Raw genomic sequence first — 22633 nt, forward strand, 5'->3', positions numbered from 1 at the left:
TATTCAACATCGCTTTTAATCAATTTTTATCCACAAAATTCAATACATTTTGATGAATATAATTTTCTCCTTGCACTTTTTGAGCCTTAACATTTTTTAGGAAAATATTTTCTACAGGAAGTTCTTTTTGACCTAAAATTCTCGAAATAAATTGTACATCTCCCGCTCTTATATTCTCTAAATAAACATTGCTTATTGGTGTAAGTTTTCGCTCAATTGTGGGCACTAAATCACGCCATTGGTACAAAACATCGGTTTCGATTCCTAAAACTCCCTGATCAATTTTTCCTGAAACAATATTTTGCATGTAGATATTTTTGACATATCCACCTCTGCGTTCATTGGTTTTTATAAAAAGAAGATGATTTAGTTTAGCACCTTCCACGACAGTGCAATTATCAACAAACACATTTTCTATTCCGCCCGAAAGTTCACTGCCAATTGCTACCAATTGATGCCCATTCTTGACGGTACAATTGCGCATGATGATGTTTTTTGAAGGAGTATTCAGTCTCCAGGCATCTTGATTACTTCCTGACTTGATAGCAATTGCATCATCTCCCTGATCAAAAACACAGTTTTCGATCAATACATTCTGACTCATTTCAGGATCAAAGCCATCATTATTATGACCGTGAGCGTAAACTTTAAGATTTCTAAGTACTACATCTTTGGATAAAAACGGATGAATCGTCCAAAAAGGGCTATTGGTGATCGTTAAACCATCCATCAAAATATTACTGCAACGATTAAACTGAATAAATTGTGGGCGAAAATTTGCCGTATCATTTACCATCTGACGCTCTTTCATGGGTTTGTTGTAAGAAGCCAGATAGTACAATCTTTTCAAACTTTCCATGTGTGCCTTTGGACGCTTAAACCATACTTTCCAAACATCCATTTTTGCTTTCAATTCTCCTTCGCCTGTTATGGCAATATTTTTACATTGATAAGCGTAAATAAGAGGCGAATAATTCAAACATTCATACCCTTCCCATGTAGAATTTACAGCTGGTAAATAATCTTTTGGGTTTTCTGAAAACAGAAGAATTGCTCCTTTTTTCAAATGCAAATTTACATTGCTTTTAAAATGGATTTTCTTAGTCAGCCACTCTCCTTCAGGGATCACTACAATCCCTCCACCAGCTTTATTTGCTTTAGCAATCGCTTTTTCAATCGCTTTTGATGTTTTCTCTTTATCTCCTTTTACAGCACCAAAATCAAGAATTGAAAATTCTTTACAATTACTAAAATCAGGAATTTTTATAGAAGGCATTTCAAAAGGAGTTTTTACAATAACTTCCTGTAAAGTCACGCCAGATTTGTCTTTTTTAAAAGATAAAAAAAGAAGCGAAAGCAATACTGCGAAACAAAGCGTTATTTTTTTCATGATTAATTTTTAAATGGGCCACTGGTTTTACAGGTTTAAACGGGTTGACATGGATTATTTTTAATATTGACAATATGGTTTAAAACCTGTGTCAACCAGTTTAAATCCGTTTAATTCACGGGCAATTTTTTATACTAACGTATTTAATATTTCGGCAATATGAATGGTTTTGATGTCGCTTTTTTGTCTTTTCAGAATTCCTTCTAAATGCATCAGGCACGACATATCTCCTCCAGTTATGTATTCAACCTCGTGTTTTGCGTGGTCTTTAATACGGTCTTGTCCCATTTTTACAGAAACGGCTTCTTCGGTAACACAAAAAGTACCTCCAAAACCACAACATTCATCTTTTCTGCTTAAAGAAACCAAATCGATTCCTTTTATGTTACGCAATAATTGTTCTGGTTTCGAAAAATGAGGTGCATTCAATTCGGTCATTTGCGAAAGCTTTAAACCACGCTGTCCGTGACAACTTTGATGCATTCCTACTTTAAAAGGAAAATTTCCTTCTATACTTTCTACTTTCAAAATATCGGTAATAAACTCTGTCAATTCGAATACTTTTTTTCTGATTTCGGTTGCAGCAGCTTCTTGTTTTTCGTCATGCAAATGTTCTTTTACATGCAAAGTACAACTCCCAGAAGGGCAAACTACATAATCAAATTCAGAAAAATTGGCAATAAAATTGGTGTTACAACCTGTGGTTAAATGCTCATAACCACTATTGGCCATAGGCTGTCCGCAACAAGTTTGCCCCATCGGAAAGTGTACATCGCAACCTAATTTCTGCAATAATTCATAAGTTGCGATTCCTACTTTTGGGTAAAATTGGTCAACATAACAAGGTATAAAAAGTCCAACTTTCATATAAAATCGTATTTAAATGATAATACGTTTGCTAGAATTAACATTGATTATCATTGTGTTTTGCGCTTTTTAAACGCATTTATATCTCATCACAAAGTTTGTCATTCCATAGGAATCTCTAAACTTTGCTTCATCTTTTCTGAGATTCTTTCGGATGACAAGATTGAGGGTTACTTTGTGTTTTTAATAAAGAACAATTACTCCTAATTAATTGAATAATAGCGGAACTAATTTTTTCATTCTGTAATTCTCTTTCAGGAATTGAGAAGTAATTTGTTTATCTGAAATAACCATAGCCGCTCCTAAGGCTGAACCTAACGGAGAATGCGTCGATAAGACTTTAAAATTACTAAAATGATGCGACATTAATTTCATAAACACATCATTATCAGTGAATCCGCCATCAATAAATATCTTTTTGATTTTACTGTTTCCGATGGCTTTGTTGATGGTATCAATCTGTAATTCCATTAACTCAATCATCAATTGATGGTAGGCTTCTTCGAAAGTATCAAATTGCTGTAATTCTGTTTTTTGAGGCAATCGTTGCAACGAAATCCCTTCAAATTTGAAATATACCGCTGGCTTTTCAATCAAACCTAAATAAATATCCTGATCGAATTTTACTTCTCGGTGGTAACCATATTCTTTTTTGTAATATTCACATAGTTTTTCGACTTGTAAACGGTACTCATTTCCCATAAAAAAACGGGAAGCTTTTACACGTTTTCCATCAATTCGAAGATAATTCAAACAATTCTCAGCAATATCTTCTTTGCTCAAACTTTCTGAATTAAAAGGATTTAAAGCAATGCTCCAAGTTCCTGTAGAAAGTAAAAGAAAAGGTTTCTTTTTGCTTAAAATATAAGGCAATAATGCCGATGAACTATCGTGAATTCCTACTCCAATCTTGATTTTTTTATCTTTGTACGTCGTATTGATACTTGCAGAAGTGGGTACAATTGGAGGCAATATTTTATCGATATTTTCGTCGTGAACCCATTTATGATAATCCTCTTCGTCGTAGTTCCACAAATTAGTGTGACAGCCAATACTTGTGTACTCACTTACCGGAATTCCCGTAAATAAATACGACAGATATTGTGGCAAATGCAAGCTGTATTTTATCTGCGAAAACAAACCTGGCTTGGTCTTTTTAAGCCAATACAACTGCATTCCGGAGTTTAACATTCCAGATGGCGGAGAAGCTGTTTCTGCACCAATAGTCAATGCATCACCGTGTTCTTTATAAAAATCCTCAATAATTTCCTGAGGAAGATCTTTGGTATAATTGTACAATGGTGTCAAAGGTTTTCCTTTGTAATCCAGATGCACCAAACTTGCTCCGTACGATGAAAAATTTAATGTTTTAATGTCAAAACGTTCATCTTCTAAAATGGCGTCAAAAGTTTCTTTGATCCAGGTACGTAATGTTTCCAGATTTTCGGTTTCAAACCCATCTTCATCTACAGTTAAAGGCAAATTGACATAGTCACGATATACTTCGTTATACTCGTCATCAAAAAGAAAAAACTTTTTGTTGGTTTTACCAATATCAAATACAGCGTTTACTCTAGTCATAATTTACAAGCCTGTAGCCACCGTTTTTGAACCTCTTTCTGAAATTAGATTATTTCTAACCGCAAGCGAACGATACAATTCAACTGGATTTAAAGCCGCTCCAGAACGCAAACGAGCTTCAGCAACCAAAGCACGAACATCTGTGCGGAAAGCATTCTGAAGAATTTCCTGCGCTTTTACAACGTCATTTTCTTCTTGTGCAATTTCTAATGCTTTTCTGTCAACCAAAAGTGCTTGCGCATAAGCAATCATAATAGCCTCAACAGATTGCAATAAATCTTCTAACGGATCTTTGATATTATGAGAAGCATCAATCATCCATCCTAAATCTTTGGCGTGATTCATTCCGCGAGCGTCCATTCCTTCAACCAATTCATTAAAAATTAAGAATAATTGGTATGGTTTTAAAGCTCCAGCCGTTAAATCATCATCACCGTATTTTGAATCATTAAAGTGGAAACCACCTAATTTGTTTTCCATTAATAATAAAGAAACAATTTGCTCGATATTAGCATTTGGCAAATGGTGTCCTAAATCTACCAAAGTCTGCGCTTTATCTCCTAATTTTTTCACGTAAGAATAGGATTGTCCCCAATCTGCCACTGTTGTTGAATAAAAATTGGGTTCTGCACATTTGTATTCTAAAAATAATTTCCAGTTTGAAGGTAATGCCTCATAGATTTCCTCTAAACTTTCTAATGTATTTTGATATGCTTTTCTAAAATTTAATTGTCCTGGAAAAGAAGAACCATCAGCTAACCAAACTGTTAAAGACTCTGAACCTAAAGCTATTCCTTGTTTGATTACTTCAATATTGTGATTAATAGCTTGTTTACGAACCGCTTTGTTTACGTTTTGCAACGAACCAAATTTGTAGGTATGTTCCTGACTATTTTGATCTTGAAATGTATTTGAATTTACTGCATCAAACTTAAGATTATGTTGCGCTGCCAACGTTTTGATAGCGTTATAATCTGTTGGAATATCCCACGGAATGTGCAATGAAATTGCTCCAGAAGCATTGTTTAAAGCATGAAGTAAACCTACATCTTCGATTTTTTCTTCTAATGAACGAGGCTCTCCACCACCTGGAAAACGTCCGAATCTAGTTCCTCCTGTTCCTAAAGCCCAAGATGGAATTGCGATTTGAAAGTCAATTAATTTTTGAATAATTGCCTCTGTTTCTCCAATTTCTGAAGCAGTAAAGATTAATTTATTCTGATGTTTTTTTAGTAAACCATCATTGTGAGATGCTATATTGTTTGATTGAATTAACATATTTTTCCTTTTTTAAATAGAGTTCAAAATCTTTTAAAATAAAAATTGAACCCTTGTTTTATTATATTTTAAATATTATTCTATTTGTTTAAATAAAAAGCTAAAAACAACTGAATATAAATTAATTACATTAAAAAATATTCTTTCTATTTAAAAAAATCTAACGCTCGAATGTTTTCAAACGTTAGATCACAAAAAACCACTTTTGTCTTAAACAAACTTATAAAAAAAACTAACTATATTATCTATAAAAGCCCATTGCAACGCCACCATCAACGTTTAAGGCATTTCCTGTTGACTTACCAAGTAAACCACCAACAAAAGCAAAACAAGCGTTTGCAATATCATCAGGTAAAATGATTTCGTTTAGTAAAGTACGTTTTGCATAGTAAGCAGGCAATTCTGCAACGGTAATTCCGTATGCTTTTGCACGGCCTTCTGCCCAACCACCAGACCAAATATTGGAGTCTGAGATTACTGCATCTGGGTTTACTGTGTTTACGCGAATTTTATCTGCTCCCAATTCGGCTGCCATCAAACGTGTTAAATGCGCCTGAGCTGCTTTTGCAGAACCGTAACCAGGATTATTTGGACCCGCAACAACTGCATTTTTAGAAACGATATTTACGATATCACCACCAAAACCTTGTTTGCGCATTATTGCGGTTCCAGCTTTTGAAACAATAAATTGTCCTTTAACCAAAATATCATACAATCTATCCCAATCTTCTAAAGTATGTTCTGCAATAGATTTTGAAATACTGATACCAGCATTATTTACTACAATATCAACTCCACCAAAAGCAAGACACGCTGCGTCTAAAGCTTTTTCAGTACTGTTTTCATCCGTAACATTCAATAATGTGCTAGAAACTGCATCTTTACCAAAAGCTTTAGTAAATTCTTCTGTAGCACCTGTTAAACGTTCCTCATTAATATCATTGATGATTACACAAGCACCTTCCTGAGCAAATTTCTTCGCAATAGCTTTTCCAATTCCACCAGCAGAACCCGTAATTAAAGCAACTCTACCAGAAAGTGCTTTTGGTTTTGGCATACGCTGTAATTTTGCTTCTTCCAGCAACCAATATTCTATATCAAAAGCTTCCTGGTGAGGCAACGAAGTATATTCTGAAACTGCTTCTGCACCTTTCATCACGTTTACCGCATTCACATAATATTCTGATGCCAAACGCGCCATTGTTTTATCTTTAGCAAACGTAAACATACCCACTCCAGGATATAAAATAACCACAGGATTTGGATCACGCATTGCTGGCGAATTCGACTTTTTACAAGCATTGTAATAGTCTTTGTACATCGCTCTGTAAGCCTCAAAAGCAGGCGTTAACTTTGCTTTGATAGCCTCAACATCTGATAAATCTTCGTTTGGTGATAATTCTAAAACCAAAGGACTGATTTTTGTTCTTAAAAAGTGATCTGGACAAGAAGTTCCTAGTGGAGCCAGCTTTTCTAAATCATTAGAATTGATGAATTCTAAAACCCTTGCATCATCCGTATAATGACCAATCATTTGACGCTCTGACGAACAGAAACCTCTTAAGATTGGAGCCACTTTTGCTGCTTTTAATTTACGATCTGCTTCTGGTAAACTTTCTAGTTTTTGACCTCCAAAAACAGGACGTTTTTTACCATAATTATTCTCTAAATATTCAGCACATTTCTCTATTACTTCCAATGTGTTGATATAGCTTTCGTAAGCAGTATCTCCCCAGGTAAACAAACCGTGAGAACCTAACATGATTCCGCGTAATTTTTTACCTTTTTTAGCCGCTTCTTCCAAACAGCTTCTTAATTGAAGCCCTAAGTCAAAACCAGGACGTTGCCATCCCACCCAACCAATTTCTCCGTCGAATAATTCTTCTGTTATTTTTGCTCCATCTTTTGCTGCAGCGATAGCAATAGCCGCATCTGGATGCAAGTGATCAATATGTTTAAATGGTAAAAAACCGTGTAAAGGAGTATCGATTGAAGGTGCTTTCGAAGCCAAATCGAAAATACAGTGGTTGAATAATTCTACCATTTCGTCTTCAAATTCAATACCTTTATATACTTTTTCAAGATTGTGAAGTCTATCCAAATAAAGCGCTGCACATCCAGATTTTGTTAGTGTTCCGATATCTCCACCAGAACCTTTAATCCACATTACATCAGTGACATCACCTGTTAAAGGGTCTTTGTCAGTAATTTTTACAGAAGTATTTCCTCCTCCATAGTTAGTAAGTCTTAAATCTGCTCCTAACAAATTAGAACGGTAAATAAAAAGCGCTACTTCATCTCCAGCTAATGCTGCAGCTTTTGCATCATCCCAAAGATAGCTCACATGCTTAAAATTCATATTTTTTATATTTATATTTGACATTTGGTTATAATATTTATTTAGTAATTACTATTTGATTTATAAAGAGTTTCCAATTCCTACCAAAACAATAGATAAGAACATCAATGCAATTCCGAAAAGGAAAGTATTAAAGGTCTTTTTAGTAACTCCTTTCCATTCTTTTAGGTAAAAACCCCAAAAATTAGCGGTAAGAATGATCGTTGACATGTGCAAAATCCATGAACTGGCTCCGTTTCCTAATTTGCTTTCCCCCATTCCGTAGAAGAAAAACTGAAGAAACCACATGGTCCCTGCAATAGCAGAAAAAAGCACGTTTTTTGAAATGGGTGTCGTTTTATCTGTATAATTACCAAATGTTTTATTTTTGAAATTAAGATAGATACACCATATAAAGTTGGTTGTCAAGCCACCCCAAAGTATAATAATGTAACTTACATTATTCTGAAACAAAAATTCTCCCTGATTTGGATGCAATGCTTTCCAAGACTCATTAGCAACATCAGCCATCGGCTTTGCAGCTTCAATTCCGAAATTGAAAAAAGAGCTTAAAATACCTGAAATGATCGCAATAATTAAACCTTTTACTAAACTGAAATCTTTGTCTTTATCTTCATGCCCTTTTTCAAAATCTTTCTCTTTTAATATTCCTGCTTTTCCTAAAATGGCTATTCCGATGACACAAACAAGAACACCAAACAAAACCATTTGACCTCCTGAGTTCGCAAACATATCACTAATAGATTCTTTACCTGCTGTCGCGTTAAAATTGTAATAGATTGGCGGAATTAAAGCTCCAAAAGCAGAACAAAATCCTAGAGTAATTGAGTTCCCTAATGACATTCCTAAATAGCGAACCCCTAATCCATAAGTCAATCCTCCAATTCCCCAAACCAATCCCATTCCGTATGCTAATGCTTTTACTGATGGAGCAGCGTTAGCAATTATTTCAGTAAAATTTGGAATTGTTAAATAAGCTGCGAGTGGCGGAACAATCAGCCAAGAGAAAAATCCCCCTACCAGCCAATAACTTTCCCAGGCCCAATCTTTAACTTTTTTGAAAGGCATATAAAAACTCCCTGAAGAAAATCCTCCGATAGAGTGAAAAATAATTCCGAGTAATGATTCCATTAATGATTTGTTTTTTTGAGGTTGGTTCAATAGTTAATCTGTTTTGTAAAATAAATGAATGTATCAAAGAAAACTATCCTGTACTATCCTTGTAAGGTTTTTTTAGGAAAAAAAAAGAAAAAATATTAAAAGATGTACCGAATTATAAGCAAAAAATAAAATTAAAATCTCTATTTTAGCAATCGTTTTCGTGATGCAAATAGTGCTGTTTTATATTAACAAGAAGATTACATCAAACAGAAAACACAACTAATTTGGAAATTACGTCCCGTTTATGATGGGCATAATTTATAAGATATGAGCATGATTAAACTTATTAAAATAGATGAAGATTCCAGAGTACCCAAATACAAACAGATTGTAGATTCTATTTTGCATAATATTACTGTTGGCAATCTAAAAATCAACCAAAAAATTCCTTCGATAAATAGTTTTAGTGAAGAGTTTTATATGTCTCGCGATACTGTAGAAAAGGCATATAATATCTTAAAAGAGCGAAAAATAATCTCTTCCATAAGAGGAAAAGGATATTATATCACGCGAACAAAACTAGAATCTAAAGTCAATATTTTGTTTTTATTTAATAAACTAAGTGCTTATAAAATGAAAACATATAACTCTTTTATTGATACTGTAGGTGCAAATGCACACACCGATTTGCATATTTATCACTGCGATGAAACTCTTTTTTTAAATTTGTTGGATAAATTTGAAGGAGCATATGATTATTATGTTATTACGACACACTTTAAAACCGATGAATTAAAACATTTAAGTTTTACAGATGACGTTCTAAAAGCAATCCAAAAAATACCTCACGAAAAGTTGGTAATTATGGATAATATAAAACTTGGAATGGGTGACGAAGTGATTAAAATATATCAAGATTTTGAAAATGATATATACGATGCTTTAAAAGAAGGCCTGACAAAAATAGCTAAATACAAAAAACTGATTCTAGTTTATCCGGATAAAGCTGTCTATCCTTATCCAAGGAGAATTTTGCACGGTTTTAGAAAATTTTGTGTTGAACACGAAATAAATTTTGAGATTTTAAGCGAAGTTTATGATGATATGATTCTCAAAAAAGGTGATTTATTTATTACTATTGAAGAATCGGATTTGGTTAATTTGATGAAACAAATTAGAGACGATGAGTATGTTCTAGGCAAGGATATTGGCGTAATTTCATATAATGACACTCCTCTTAAAGAATTATTAGGAATTACGGTTATGTCAACTGATTTTAACGTGATGGGAGAAACCGCAGCCAGAATGATTTTGAATAAAGAAAAAGGTAAAGTAAAAGTTCCGTTTAATTTTATTGATAGAAATTCAATTTAAATTAAGGTACAAAGTTGCAGAGGCTCAAAGGAACAAAGGTTTTTTTGAGCTTTTTTTATCTAAGAACCTTTGCAACTTTGAACCTTTGGACCTTTGAACCTTCAAAAAAACTATTTCTTCGCAGGAACCAAAACAATATTCGGTTTTGGCGCTGGTTTCATTCCTGCTCCCATATAAAAACTAGTATGTGGTGGTTGATTATAACCTACATTTTGCCAGGCAATACTCAGGCGATATTGTGAGTCATGCATCAAAGTATATTGTTTAATTTCAGTTGGAATTGCGGTCGAATAAATTCTTAACTCTTTGTTGTCTTCACTTCTTAGAATCAACTCTTCTCTCCAGTCTCCCAAAATATCTGCAGAAAGTGCCGGAGTTGATTTTGTTCCGTTGTTTGAAACCGCTCCTGTTGCTGTAAACAATCTTCCCTTACCATATTTGTCAATATAATTCGAATTCAGGAGTTCTCTTGAAGTATCGCCATCCCAATAAATCAAAAAGTTAATTGATTTAGGGGCCTCTCCAATTTTATTTCCTTTGATATCATACAAAAACGACGAACCGGACCACCAGCATTGTGCCCCTTTTCTGGCTGGATCAATATTATCAGCTACTCCCCGTCCAACATCTTCATTAGGCGAATCGGTAAATAAAACTTTTCCGTCTGAGGCAGAAAACAAAGTTACTCCAGGTCCTGTTGTTTCATTTTCAATTTCATGGATTCCAAAAGCTTCCAGACCCGGAATTTCAGGATCTAAATCTGTAACATGCAACGCATCTCCGTGCCTGAAACCTGTGGTATATAAGCCTTTTCCGTTATCATCAACGCACATTGATCCATAAACAATTTCGTCTTTTCCGTCATTGTCAACGTCAGCTACAGATAGCCCGTGATTTCCCATTCCGGAATAAGGATTTTCTGCATCTTTACTATCAAAAACCCATCTCGAAGTCAGTTTGTTATTTTTAAAATCCCAGGCGGCTAAAACAGTTCTTCCGTAATAACCACGGCACATCACCACACTTGGATGAATACCGTCTAAATACGCAACACAGGCGGTAAATCGATCTACCCTGTTTCCTTTCGTATCATTTCCGCCACTGCCTCCATGTCCGCCCCATCCGGCAAGATCACCTCTTTCTGCTATATAATCTACTGTTGTAATCAGCTTTCCGGTTTTTCCATTAAAAACAGAAAGATACTCCGGGCCTTTTAAAATTTTACCATAAATAGCTGATTTAGGATCTCTTTCAACCCAGTCTTTTGTAGCGTCACCCACTACATTCCCCTGACTGTCAGTAGTACCATCAGCAGTTTTACAGACTAATTCAGAAATACCATCACCATCCAGATCATACACCATAAATTGTGTGTAATGAGCTCCTTCACGAATATTTTTTCCTAAATTAATCTGCCATAAAAATTTTCCGTCTAAAGTATAAGCCTGAAATATAGGCGGATCTGTAATGCCTGTATGCGAATTATCGTGTGCTTTTCCGGTCATGTGCACAATCAAATCATACCTTCCGTCTCCATCTAAATCTCCCGTTGATAAATCATTCGGAATATAGCCTTCAACCGGTTTTATCGCAATTGATAAATAATCTTTATCAGAACTTCCCGCTGGAATAGTAAAACTTCCTTTGGCTTCAGATTCATTTCCTTTTAAAATTGTCTTGACAAACCAAGTGTTATCAAGTTTTGAACTTGCTTTTGTATCCAAAAAATTAGTTGCGCCTGTAATTGGTTTATCATTGATTTTAACTGCTTTTTGCGAACCACTTTTTCGATATAAATTAAAAGCAATATCATCAGCATCAGTGCCTAAAACACGCCAACTGATAAAAAATTGATCCTTATTTTTAATCGCCACAACACCACGATCTAAATTTTCCATTTGTCGTTGCGCAAAAATGGAACAGGAGAAAAAAAACAGCAGAAATAGAATTCTATTTTTCATAATTGATTTTTTATGTGGATTAAAAGTTTCACGCAGATTTAAAAAAGATTAACGTAGATTTTTATTTTTAACACAGTCTTGTTCAATTCCGACGAGAAGAAATCTCCGTAATTAGCTACGTACTTATTGGTGAAAATCTTTGTAGAGTTACTTGCGGAGATTTCTCGTTCGAAATGACAAAAAAAAACGAAAATATCCTTTTTGAAAACGGATGCCCTAGCCCCGATAGAAGTGGAAATCCTTTTGTTTTTTTCTTTAAAAAACAAAAGATTGCAACGGATAGCGGGATTAGCTCCTAAAAAAGATTTTGTTTTGTCATAGAAATCGAAATGACAAACTGGGTCTAAAACTAAAACTTAGCATCTTAGAGTCTCAGAACCTTAGCAACTTTTAACTAAAACATCTTTTTAAAACCTTCGCTTCTCACCTTCCAGGTACCATCTTTAGGGAAACCGGGATTTTCAATCGTATTACCTTCCCAACCAGCACACATCATGGCTACAGCCGTTAACAGTCCTCCGTTTCCAGGAAGATACAACGTGAGCCTTCCTGATTGATAATTGTGGCCGTTTTTTAGGTACGTATTGGTTGTCACATTCATAAACAAAGCATCAATGGCTTTTTCTGGCATTTGCAAACGAGCTGCCGACATCGCTGTCATCGGAAAATCCCAACCCCATGTTTTATCCCATGACCAGGTATCCCAAACCAGATTAAAAGTGTTTTTCATGATTTTTTTATCCAAAAGTGATGTTTCAGGAAGCATTCCGAAAGTTCCTAAAACCGATGGATGATCTGTCTTAAATTCTGGATTGGTGTACGAATCCGTTGCACTTTCTGTTGCCAAGTAAACACCATTTGCAATTGGCAACGGCGATAATTTAGCCAATACCTCTTCCCATTTTTTTGGTACTTCCTGGTTTAATTTTTTCTTCCAGCTGATTGCTGTCTTCAAAGCCCAATTCCAATACGCCAATTCATAAGTTGGATTAAAAGTTTCTATTGCTTTGAATCGTTCTTGTGCCGGAATTACCCACGGACCTAAAACATAACGATCAGTTTTGGTGTCATAATTAGCAAACGAAGCCATAAAATTAGCCGTTTCAAAAACGCGTTCGCTATATAAATTTAAAGTAGCTGTTGTTGGTTTGGCCTGATAAATCAAATCGGCGTAAGTAATAAAATGCGGTTGTTGCCAAATCAGGAATGCTCCCACAGATGACGGACTTTCGTTACCATCTGGATCTGTCATTTTTTGCCATCTTGCACCTTCAAAACCTTGTCTTTTGGCTATATTTTTTGCTTTTTCAAAAACTTTCTGATACCAAGGAAGACTATTTTCCAGTAATTCTGGTCTGTCCCAAAGTGCAAAATGAACTCCATGCCACCAATGCATTTCTAAGTGCGGTTTCCCGAACCAGCTGTTGTATGTCAAACCTGTTTCCTGTGGCGGAACTTTTCCGGTACATTGTACTTTCGTTAAATATTGCGAAAGAATCACACGACGTTCCAATTCATTTGCACGTTTGTCTGTACTTCCTGAAAAATCAACTGCTGCGCCGCTTTTCCAAAACGATTCCCAACCCGCTATACTGCTTTTTTCAATCGCTTCAAAAGAAGGAATTACAGCTTTGTTTTTATCTGTTTGAACGAATGCACAACTCAATTCGATTGTATTGCTTTTTGAAGGTTCTACAACAAAATAATGTTTTGCTTTTTCTATAATCGATGCAGTTCCTTTCCATTTCAAATTAATATCATACGAAATACTGTCCATTATGTGTGTAATGGTGGCTTCTGATTTATTTTTGATTTTCAGATTGCTTTTATAATCTTGTTTTCCTCCCCATTTTTTCCCCATATCAGTCCCTGCAATAGCAACCTCTGAAATAGTTACATCCTGTTTTTCTTCCCATTTTGTTCCCATATCACCCCATAATCCGGTTGGAAAAGGGATTCGGACACGAATTTTCAAACGTCCTTGTTGAATTAAATCCGATTCTACTTTAAAGCCTAAAACATCTTTTGTCTGATCGCAAGCCGTTATCACTTTCACAGGAGTGCCTTCGACCTCAAAATAGCTCTCAATTTTTCCTGTCCATAAATTCAGCTTTTGATTAATCGCTTTAATATCTTCAGGCTTTACCAGACTGCCATCTTTTTTGGTGATTTCAAAACCTATATTTCCCAACTGCAATAAATGCGGGTTCTGACGAAACCATTCGACTGCTTCTTTTTTTCTTGCAGGTTCTTTAATTTGGGTTGAATACGAAATCTTACGACCATACTGATCTACCTCTTTTAAAGTCTCAGAAAACTTATACTTTTCGGTATTTTTATAACTGTCCCAACCCCATTCTGCCTGAGTTCCTAATGGAATTCCTCTTTGATATTCTTCGGGAAAAGTCTGCAGTCCTGTTACATCAACTGTATAGGCAAAAGCACCATTTCCGACTGTTAAGGAAGCTAAAGTATCTATGGCGGTAATTTGAACATTATGTCTTGAAACCAATGCTTTTCTGTCTATTTTTTGTTGTGAAAAAAGAGAAAGCGATAACATAAAAAAGGACACAGAGAGTATTTTTTTCATATTGTAAATTATTGATATTTTTTATTTTTTGAAATTGTAATTGATATTGTAATTGATATTGTTTTTTATCGTATCAAAGTCACACTCATCAAACCAATCACCACATCATTGGCAATTGTTTTTAGCGTCATACTTTTTAATATTTTATTTTTATCCAAAGGCAGATCCAAGATTGTTCCTGCTCCTCCATCAATACCAAAATTTGAGAAACCTTTTATACTTTTAAAATCCTTAAAATCTCTCGAAATTTCTCCCGATTTTAAATATACTCTTGGTGGTTTTGGTGCATCTGTGGTGAAAGCCAATCCATCTACAAAATAATCCTGCTCGATTGGCCACCAGTTTTCAGGGTTTTTCAATTGTAAAATTTCCGATGTTCCGTCTGTATAATTTACCTCGATTTCACCATTTACGATACGGCTTTGCATTGGATTTGTAGTTCCGGCTACCATAAAATAAATGTGTGAAGCTTTTCCGTTTAAAGGAATACTAACGCTTTTTGGAAAATTATCCCACTGCGATGTAAAAATGATGTTTTTCTGATTTTCATCAGAAGGTGTTTTAAACGAAAAACCATACGGAGTCATAATCTCTCCGGTTGATTTAACCTTTTCTCGTAATCCTGAATCGTTAATATTTACCGATACATTCGGGTAACACCAATTTCCTATTCCGTTTGTCGGAAGCTGTAAAGTCACCGTTTTGGGTCTTGGAGATAAGTATTTTTGATTGAAAACATCAGTCACTTTAGAATTAAAAAAAGAAGAAAGCGAAACGGTTTCTGTTTTTGTTGAACTATTAAACGGAATGTCCCAGTTCGTAAAATTGATTTCTTTTATGGAATTTGAATTTGTATGAATAGAAAAAGTATTGGTTCCCGGAACTAATTTATGAAACGGAATGCTAACAGTTTCTTTTTGATTGGCATCTAAAACAATTTTCTGATCCTCTTTTGCGGAAGCATCAAAAACTACATTTCCTTCAATTTTGTTTTCCGAATTATTCTTTAGGGAAATTTCTACAGTATTATTTTTTGACTCCAGAATTTGGGATTCTATTTTAGGTTTTAAATCCAATTCGATAGGTTTCCACCACAATAAATCACCTTGTTTCAACTGAACAAAAAAGGTTTTGAAATTATTGCCGTAAACAATTGCCTGATATAATTTATTTGTTTTTAAAATTTCACTCAGAATAGCTTGCGGATCATAAATCGAAACTATTTCTGCCTTCGATGTTGTGATGGCAAGGGATTCTCCGGCTGTGGAAGGCAAACTTGACTGTACTTCTTCTAAAACGTCTCCCTGCCAGTTAATTTTTACATCAAAAACAGCAGCATAAGGTACTTCAATTGCAATATTTGGAGTTCCGATACTTTCCGGAATATTTTTCCATACAACAGATTTTCCGTTAACTGTGATACTTTCAACGCTTTCAAAAGGTACATTTACAATCAATCTCAGGTTAAATTTTGGTGCAAAACGATTTTCAATATGATAAGAATCGGTTTTATTTTTTCTTCTAAAATCAAATACTACATCCGGAATATCTAACGAAGCACTATTCCATTTTGATGGAAAACCCGGCTGAATCGTTAGCACTCCCGCCAAAGCATCAGGCTTAATTCCAAAAAGGCCTTCTACCAATGTTCTTGAAGCCATTCCGATTGGGTCTGCAAAGTCACGATATAACTCTCCGCGAATAGCATCCTGATACATTAGCTGTTCAAAACCGCCTGGAGAGGCTCCTAAATACATACTTTCTATCAAAGCACTTTCCCACATGGTGTAGGCTTTTTCAGTTTGTCCGCCTTGCCAGAAAGCCAATGATGTATGAAGTTGTTCTGCCAATGCCACATTATTAATCGACCAGGTATATGGCTGCCAATTGGTCGTACTGATCATGTACAAATCTTTTTTATCTAATCCTTCAGCCGAAATTGGGATATGCGGAATCTGATTGTTAACGTAAGAAAGCATCTGATAACTTTCAAAAGGATTCGACAATTCAGAATCGATGGTGTGATAAATACTCCAGATTCCCGGAACATCGTGTAATAATCTGTTTCCAAGGGCATCTTTATATTCGGCAAAAATCCCTTTATTCGGTATCCAAAGCTGATTTTTTGAAGCCTTTAGTATTTTATCTGCTTCTTTAGCAAAAGGAAGTTCGTCTTTATTGATTTTTTTAGCGGTTTCTGCCATTATTTTATTGGCATAATAATTATATGCTGAGGAATGAATCACGCCGCCTCCACTGTATTGCAACGCATCACTCGCCCAGATTGAGGCATAAGCATCATAAAGTCCGTCGTTATCTGGATCGAAATTTCTTTTTTCCCAATCTAAATGTCTTTGAATTGTCGGCCACATTTCGTTCATAAACGAAGTATCTCCCGTCCATTTAAAATGGCGCAACATCTGATCGAAAAAAACCAGATTCATATCATAATGATGGGCAATTGTATTATTGTCTGGTTTACGGCTTATGTAACCACTGCTAAACATGGAGGTTCCTAAAACTTCCTTCTGACGGGCGAAATTTCGAATGGTATCCAAAACAACAGGACCGTTCTCAGGAGTGGTAACCTGCGAATTGCTATAACTGGTAAAATGCGTTTTCGCACGATCATGCCATCCCAAAGGATCTGCTGTATATGCGCCGCGCCAAGCATTCAGATGCATTCTCCAGGCGATTGCTCCATGAAGATAAGCTGGACTTTCCCAAATTCCGTCAGCAGCGATGGAAAGTGCTGAACCCAAAGTATTAATATAAGGATCAGGAGTTGTTACCTTAACTCTGTTGGCTAAAACATGCGTTTCCTGAACTGATTTATCATATAATTGTGCTATTCCTTTTTGCGAAACAGCTTCTTTTAAATTTTCAGTTGCGAACAGCCAATACAATTCATTTTTTGAAACGGTATTTTTTCCTGTAATGAGTGTCAAATTTTCCGGATTAGAACTGTACAATTCTAATGGTGTTTTTTGCTGCGTCGGATCGGCTAATTTTGCATCCGAAGCGGGAAAATACCCCACAAGGCTTTTATTATTACCGGTTTTCTGCTTATTGCTTTCTGAGCCATATTCCAATAAAAAAGATTGCTTTTTAAAAGTGTATTTGTTGTTTAAACAATACTCCGGCTGCAAATAAAACACCGATTCCGGGTCTGCGCCAATATCTCCGTCCCGACTAAACTTTTTTCCTGTTGCACCACCAAAAGCCCAGATAACATTACTATTTTTAGGAATTTTATCTCCTGAAACTTTTAGAATAAAACCTTCTTTTTCTTTGAGGGCGACAACTTCAATAATCAATTTTCCGCTTCCTAAAATAGCATCTTCGATTTCATAATACATGGTTCCCAATACATATTTTGTGTCAATTTTTGAAGCCTCGGTTATCCATTTGCTGTCTTTACCATTTGACAAACCTAACTTAAAGTTCCCGCCCATTCCAGGCATATACATCGCAAACTCAGGTAAATCCCCCGTTTCAACCCTAAAACCTGTATTAGAGCCGTAAAGTGCCCTATTGAATTTTCGGGTGCCGTTTTTTAAAACAAAACTATTACCCTCAGGAGCATAATGTATTTTACGTATCGTTTGCTTTTCCTGTGCCATGATTAGTACAGGAAATAAAAATAATAAGCCGATGAGAGTTTGAAAGAAATTGCTTTTGGTTTTCATAAATTTAGGTAATCAAAAAGTAAGTATAATGAATCAATACTTATTTACGTTGATAATTTAAACGCAATTTCTTTGTTTTTTTACATTATAGCATCCTGCACCTACCTGATTTTTACAATATCATAATTTATATTCTTTTAATTTTTTAACATCATAGTACAGGATACTATATAAAAGAGTAACCGTTAATTTTGAATTTATAATAATTAAAATAGAAAAACCTTGATAAAAATTAAAACTTCCTTATTGATTATTTTTTGTTTTACTACGCAAATTAATTTATTTGCTCTAAATACTAATACTTCAACCAAGCCAACTCCTTCTGAGAATACTAAAAGTCAGCTGTTTAATTTTGGAACTCAATCAAAAAACAAAAAAGGAATTCTTATCAATACTGCTTTAATTTACAATGAGGCTACTGGATACGGGTTTGATATTAATTCGGCTTCCAATGTAAAAATTAATTCAAACACTTTTTCGTCATTAAAACCCGCCTATTTTTCAGTAAAACTTCCCGAAGGAAATTATCAAATTGAAGTTGTTATGGGAAATTCTGAAAAAAAATCAAATGTTACTATAAAAGCAGAATCAAGAAGGTTAATGCTGGATCAGCTTGTCATTCATAAAGGAAAAACTGTTACGAAAGTTTTCAATGTCAATGTGAGAACTCCAAAAATTGATGACAACCAAAATGTTTCACTTAAAGACCGTGAAAAAGATATTTTTAACTGGGATGACAAACTCACATTAGAATTTTTAGGCGATGTTCATATTCAAAGTATAAAAATTACTCCAAAAGATAATTTGACAGTCGTTTATTTAGCGGGAGATTCAACTGTTACCGATCAGGATGTAGAGCCCTGGGCTTCTTGGGGACAATTTATCACAAACTATTTGGATGATAGCGTGGTTGTAGCCAATTATGCGGTTTCCGGTTCAGCACTGAGTTCTTTTAGAGGTGGAAATCGTTTAAAAAAGATACTTTCACTTATTAAAAAAGGAGATTACCTGTTTGTGGAATTTGCACACAATGACGAAAAAATAAAAGGCGAAGGAAACGGAGCATGGGGTTCCTACTCTACTTTATTGGCTGAATTTGTACAAGCTGCCAAAGACAAAGGAGCAATTCCGGTTTTGGTGACGCCTACACAACGTCGCTTTTTTAATGAAAATGGAACTTTGAAGGAAACGCACGGTGATTTTCCGGCTGCAATGCGTGCTGTGGCACAAAAAAATGCTGTAGCACTGATTGATGTTACCAAAATGACAACCGAATTATATGAAGCCTGGGGCGATGAACCTTCCAGAAAAGCTTTTGTGCAATATCCTGCGAATACTTTTCCAGGACAAGTAAAAGCTTTGGAAGATAATACTCATTTTAATAGTTTTGGGGCCAACGAAATTGCGCTTTGTGTTGTTAAGGGAATTCGTGAATTGGATATTCCTTTAAAAAAACAAATTCAAAAAGAAGTTCCAAATTATAATCCAAAGAAACCTAATTACTTTTCGAGCTGGACACTTCCTATGAGTGATCGTTTTGAAATTACTAAACCAGATGGCAACTAGCCATTATAGAAACAAGCTTTTATGTTACTAAAAAACACCCTCCAAAACTTAGCTATTGCTGCCATTGCCTTATTCTCCTTTCAAAATAGTCAAGCACAGCAAACGGATAAAGTTTACCTTTCCGGAAAAGATTTTGAACATCCTGTACAATGGGATTTTTATTGTACAGGAGGCAATAACAGTCAAAAATGGTCTAAAATAAACGTTCCGTCCCAATGGGAATTAGAAGGTTTTGGAGAATATACCTATGGAAGATGGTATAAAGAATTAAACCAAAAAGAACCTAGCAAAGAAGAAGGTTTATACAAATACGAATTTGAAGTTCCTGCTGATTATAAAGACAAAGAAATTCTGATTGCGTTTGGAGGAGCTATGACCGATACCGAAGTAAAAATCAACGGAAAACTGGCCGGAGCGATTCATCAGGGAGGTTTTTATGAATTCAAATACGATATTTCTTCGCTATTAAAATTTGGATCAAAAAATATTTTAGAAGTTCATGTCTGGAAACATTCTGCTAATAAATCAGTAAATGCAGCCGAAAGAAAAGCCGACTGGTGGTTATTTGGCGGCATTTATCGCCCGGTTTGGCTGGAAGTTTCTCCAAAAACCAATATCCAGCATATTGCCGTAAATCCAAAAATGGACGGTTCGATTACTGTTGATCTGAATCTTAAAAATATTGCTAAAAACACCACTTTAGAAGCTACGCTTAAAACTTTAAACGGCGAAAATCTTCAAACGTTTACTTTCCCTATTAAAGCAAAAAGCACAAAAGAATCGATTGCAGCTCAGTGGAAAAACATCAAACCATGGAATCCGGAAAGTCCAAATCTATATGATCTGGAGCTTGTTTTAAAGCAAAACGGAAACATCATTCATAAATACGACAAACGAATTGGTTTCAGAACTTTAGAATTCAAAAAACAAGACGGAATTTATGTAAATGGTACTAAAATTATCATGAAAGGAATCAACCGTCACTCCTTCTGGCCGGAAGGCGGACGAAGCACCAGCAAGAGAATTAGTGATTTGGATGTGAAATTATTGAAAGACATGAACATGAATGCCGTTCGTGGACATTATCCTCCTGACGAGCACTTTCTTGATGTTTGTGATTCATTAGGGCTTTTTGTTCTGAACGAATTAGCAGGCTGGCAAAACTCTTATGATACCGAAACCGGAAACAAATTAGTAACCGAAATGGTTGTTCGTGACGTCAATCATCCCTCAGTAATTATATGGGATAATGGTAACGAAGGGGGCTGGAACTATAATGTTGACAAAGTTTTTGAAGATAATGACCCACAAAAAAGAATTGTCATTCATCCCTGGTCCGATTTTAATGGCTGGGATACGCATCATTACCCGACTTATTTAACCGGAATGCATCGTTTTAACAATGGTGAAAATGTATTTTTTCCAACCGAATTTATGCACGGAACTTACGATAACGGACACGGAGCCGCTCTGGAAGATTTCTGGACACGTTACAAACAAAGTCCGCTTTTTGCAGGAGGATTTATGTGGGCGATGCTGGACGAAGCCGTATTCCGTTCTGATTGGACGGGAGATACTAAATTTGACTCAAAAGGTTCATTGGCAGCCGATGGAATTTTAGGGCCACACCGTGAAAAAGAAGGAAGTTATTATACCGTAAAAGAAGTCTGGGCACCTATTCAGTTTTTACCAAAACAAGTTAATCCAACTTTTGACGGGTCGTTTTTAATAACTAATGATTATTTGTTCAGTAATTTGAATTCCTGCAAAATGGAATTTAAAGTATTGCAATCTGATAAAAATGTACTTTATTCTAACGGAACTTCAAAAGAAATAAGTGCAGGAAAAATTGAGATTCCGAGTATTGATCCGGGAGAAACAAGAAAAATTCAATTTGCTGTTCCTACTAATTTTGCAGAAGGTGATATTTTATCAATTTCAGCTTATGATCAGTTCAATAAAGAAATTTATACCTGGACATGGCCAATTCACAAAGCAAAATATTATGCTGAAAAATTCTTAGCTATTCAAAATACAAAAACAAAAGCTTCAGCAACAAAAAATGGTAATGAAATCACTTTAAAAGGAAGCGATATAACAGTAACTCTTGATGCTTTGACAGGAGAAATTTCTTCTGTTAAAAATAGTACATCCACAATTCCGTTAACAAATGGTCCCCGACCGATTGGAATGAAAGCCAAACTAAAAGAAGTTCAGGTTTCGCAAGAAGGTGATAAAGCCATCTGCAAAGTATTGTATGCAGGCGGTTTATCTTCTATCAAATGGATTATGGAACCGGATGGAAGATTTAAAATGGAATTGATTGCGCTGAAAAATTCACAAAACAATGGTGGTTTTGATGGTGCTGCTTTTGAAGATAAAATAAATTCGTGGGGAATTACGTTTAGTTTTCCCGAAAAAGGAGTTACCGGAATGAAATGGCTTGGAAAAGGTCCTTACCATGTTTGGAAAAACAGATTAAAAGGAACGACATACGGTATTTGGGAAAAAGAATACAACACCACAATAACAGGCGAAAGTTTTGAAAATCTGGTGTATCCTGAGTTTAAAGGGTATCATGCTAACTTGTTGGGAGCAAACTTAAAAGCAGGCGCATCATCATTTAAAGTTTTTAGTGAAAATGATAATTTATTTTTGAGATTATTCACGCCAGATTTGCCTAAAAATGGTTTCCCAGGAAGTAATCCTCAGCCCGCTTTTCCGGAAGGAGATATTTCGTTTATGTATGAAATTCCAGCAATGAGAGATTTTAAACCATTGGAACATCAAGGTCCAGAAAGTCAGCCAACCAACATTAGAATAAAAAGTGGTGATGAAGGGATTTCTATGAATCTTTGGTTTGATTTTAGAAACTAG

General features: G+C 35.3%; 12 protein-coding genes. 3 read left to right on the top strand and 9 right to left on the bottom strand.

Features of this window, described 5'->3' with window-relative positions:
* Nucleotides 1-19: 19 nt before the first annotated feature.
* The 6 genes from GON26_RS06635 to rhaT form a co-directional block, all read right to left on the bottom strand.
* The gene (locus GON26_RS06635) at nt 20-1390 is read right to left on the bottom strand and encodes a glycoside hydrolase family 28 protein (protein WP_160373958.1); all 1371 of its coding nucleotides are present in this window, start codon (nt 1388-1390) and stop codon (nt 20-22) included.
* A 129-nt stretch (nt 1391-1519) separates the two neighbouring features.
* Nucleotides 1520-2257, bottom strand: a complete 738-nt coding sequence (locus tag GON26_RS06640; protein ID WP_160373959.1) for a (Fe-S)-binding protein — start codon at nt 2255-2257, stop codon at nt 1520-1522.
* A 207-nt stretch (nt 2258-2464) separates the two neighbouring features.
* Nucleotides 2465-3838 carry an FGGY-family carbohydrate kinase gene (locus GON26_RS06645; protein WP_160373960.1) on the bottom strand — a complete coding sequence of 458 codons (1374 nt, stop codon included), beginning with the start codon at nt 3836-3838 and terminating at the stop codon, nt 2465-2467.
* Between the two features lie 3 nt (nt 3839-3841).
* Nucleotides 3842-5116 carry a TIM barrel protein gene (locus GON26_RS06650; protein ID WP_160373961.1) on the bottom strand — a complete coding sequence of 425 codons (1275 nt, stop codon included), beginning with the start codon at nt 5114-5116 and terminating at the stop codon, nt 3842-3844.
* 241 nt (nt 5117-5357) lie between these two features.
* Nucleotides 5358-7499: a bifunctional aldolase/short-chain dehydrogenase gene (locus GON26_RS06655; RefSeq protein ID WP_160373962.1), complete on the bottom strand. Its 2142-nt coding sequence runs from the start codon at nt 7497-7499 to the stop codon at nt 5358-5360.
* 36 nt (nt 7500-7535) lie between these two features.
* Nucleotides 7536-8606: an L-rhamnose/proton symporter RhaT gene (gene rhaT, locus GON26_RS06660; RefSeq protein WP_160373963.1), complete on the bottom strand. Its 1071-nt coding sequence runs from the start codon at nt 8604-8606 to the stop codon at nt 7536-7538.
* Nucleotides 8607-8909: 303 nt separating this feature from the next.
* Here rhaT and GON26_RS06665 point away from each other — a divergent pair, with 303 nt between their 5' ends.
* Nucleotides 8910-9950 (top strand): GntR family transcriptional regulator, encoded by a 1041-nt coding sequence (locus GON26_RS06665; RefSeq protein ID WP_160374275.1) that lies wholly within the window; start codon nt 8910-8912, stop codon nt 9948-9950.
* Nucleotides 9951-10060: 110 nt separating this feature from the next.
* Here GON26_RS06665 and GON26_RS06670 read toward each other — a convergent pair whose 3' ends face one another.
* The 3 genes from GON26_RS06670 to GON26_RS06680 all read right to left on the bottom strand — a co-directional run bounded on the left by GON26_RS06670 (nt 10061) and on the right by GON26_RS06680 (nt 18190).
* Nucleotides 10061-11848, bottom strand: a complete 1788-nt coding sequence (locus GON26_RS06670) for a rhamnogalacturonan lyase (protein ID WP_449404277.1) — start codon at nt 11846-11848, stop codon at nt 10061-10063.
* A 457-nt stretch (nt 11849-12305) separates the two neighbouring features.
* Nucleotides 12306-14501 carry a hypothetical protein gene (locus tag GON26_RS06675; protein WP_160373965.1) on the bottom strand — a complete coding sequence of 732 codons (2196 nt, stop codon included), beginning with the start codon at nt 14499-14501 and terminating at the stop codon, nt 12306-12308.
* 65 nt (nt 14502-14566) lie between these two features.
* Nucleotides 14567-18190 (bottom strand): DUF4450 domain-containing protein, encoded by a 3624-nt coding sequence (locus GON26_RS06680; protein ID WP_160373966.1) that lies wholly within the window; start codon nt 18188-18190, stop codon nt 14567-14569.
* A 222-nt stretch (nt 18191-18412) separates the two neighbouring features.
* Here GON26_RS06680 and GON26_RS06685 point away from each other — a divergent pair, with 222 nt between their 5' ends.
* Together GON26_RS06685 and GON26_RS06690 are read left to right on the top strand one after the other, a co-directional pair.
* The gene (locus GON26_RS06685; protein ID WP_160373967.1) at nt 18413-19756 is read left to right on the top strand and encodes a rhamnogalacturonan acetylesterase; all 1344 of its coding nucleotides are present in this window, start codon (nt 18413-18415) and stop codon (nt 19754-19756) included.
* 21 nt (nt 19757-19777) lie between these two features.
* Complete coding sequence (locus GON26_RS06690; RefSeq protein WP_160373968.1) at nt 19778-22633, top strand: glycoside hydrolase family 2 protein; 2856 nt, start codon at nt 19778-19780, stop codon at nt 22631-22633.

It is taken from the genome of Flavobacterium hydrocarbonoxydans (assembly GCF_009789235.1).
GTDB classification, from domain to species: domain Bacteria; phylum Bacteroidota; class Bacteroidia; order Flavobacteriales; family Flavobacteriaceae; genus Flavobacterium; species Flavobacterium hydrocarbonoxydans.

Bases quoted from the DNA above. Each gene is read 5' to 3' on its own strand.
- GON26_RS06635 (WP_160373958.1), bottom strand. From the start codon at position 1,390: ATGAAAAAAATAACGCTTTGTTTCGCAGTATTGCTTTCGCTTCTTTTT.
- GON26_RS06640 (WP_160373959.1), bottom strand. From the start codon at position 2,257: ATGAAAGTTGGACTTTTTATACCTTGTTATGTTGACCAATTTTACCCA.
- GON26_RS06645 (WP_160373960.1), bottom strand. From the start codon at position 3,838: ATGACTAGAGTAAACGCTGTATTTGATATTGGTAAAACCAACAAAAAG.
- GON26_RS06650 (WP_160373961.1), bottom strand. From the start codon at position 5,116: ATGTTAATTCAATCAAACAATATAGCATCTCACAATGATGGTTTACTA.
- GON26_RS06655 (WP_160373962.1), bottom strand. From the start codon at position 7,499: ATGTCAAATATAAATATAAAAAATATGAATTTTAAGCATGTGAGCTAT.
- rhaT (WP_160373963.1), bottom strand. From the start codon at position 8,606: ATGGAATCATTACTCGGAATTATTTTTCACTCTATCGGAGGATTTTCT.
- GON26_RS06665 (WP_160374275.1), top strand. From the start codon at position 8,910: ATGATTAAACTTATTAAAATAGATGAAGATTCCAGAGTACCCAAATAC.
- GON26_RS06670 (WP_449404277.1), bottom strand. From the start codon at position 11,848: ATGGAAAATTTAGATCGTGGTGTTGTGGCGATTAAAAATAAGGATCAA.
- GON26_RS06675 (WP_160373965.1), bottom strand. From the start codon at position 14,501: ATGAAAAAAATACTCTCTGTGTCCTTTTTTATGTTATCGCTTTCTCTT.
- GON26_RS06680 (WP_160373966.1), bottom strand. From the start codon at position 18,190: ATGAAAACCAAAAGCAATTTCTTTCAAACTCTCATCGGCTTATTATTT.
- GON26_RS06690 (WP_160373968.1), top strand. From the start codon at position 19,778: ATGTTACTAAAAAACACCCTCCAAAACTTAGCTATTGCTGCCATTGCC.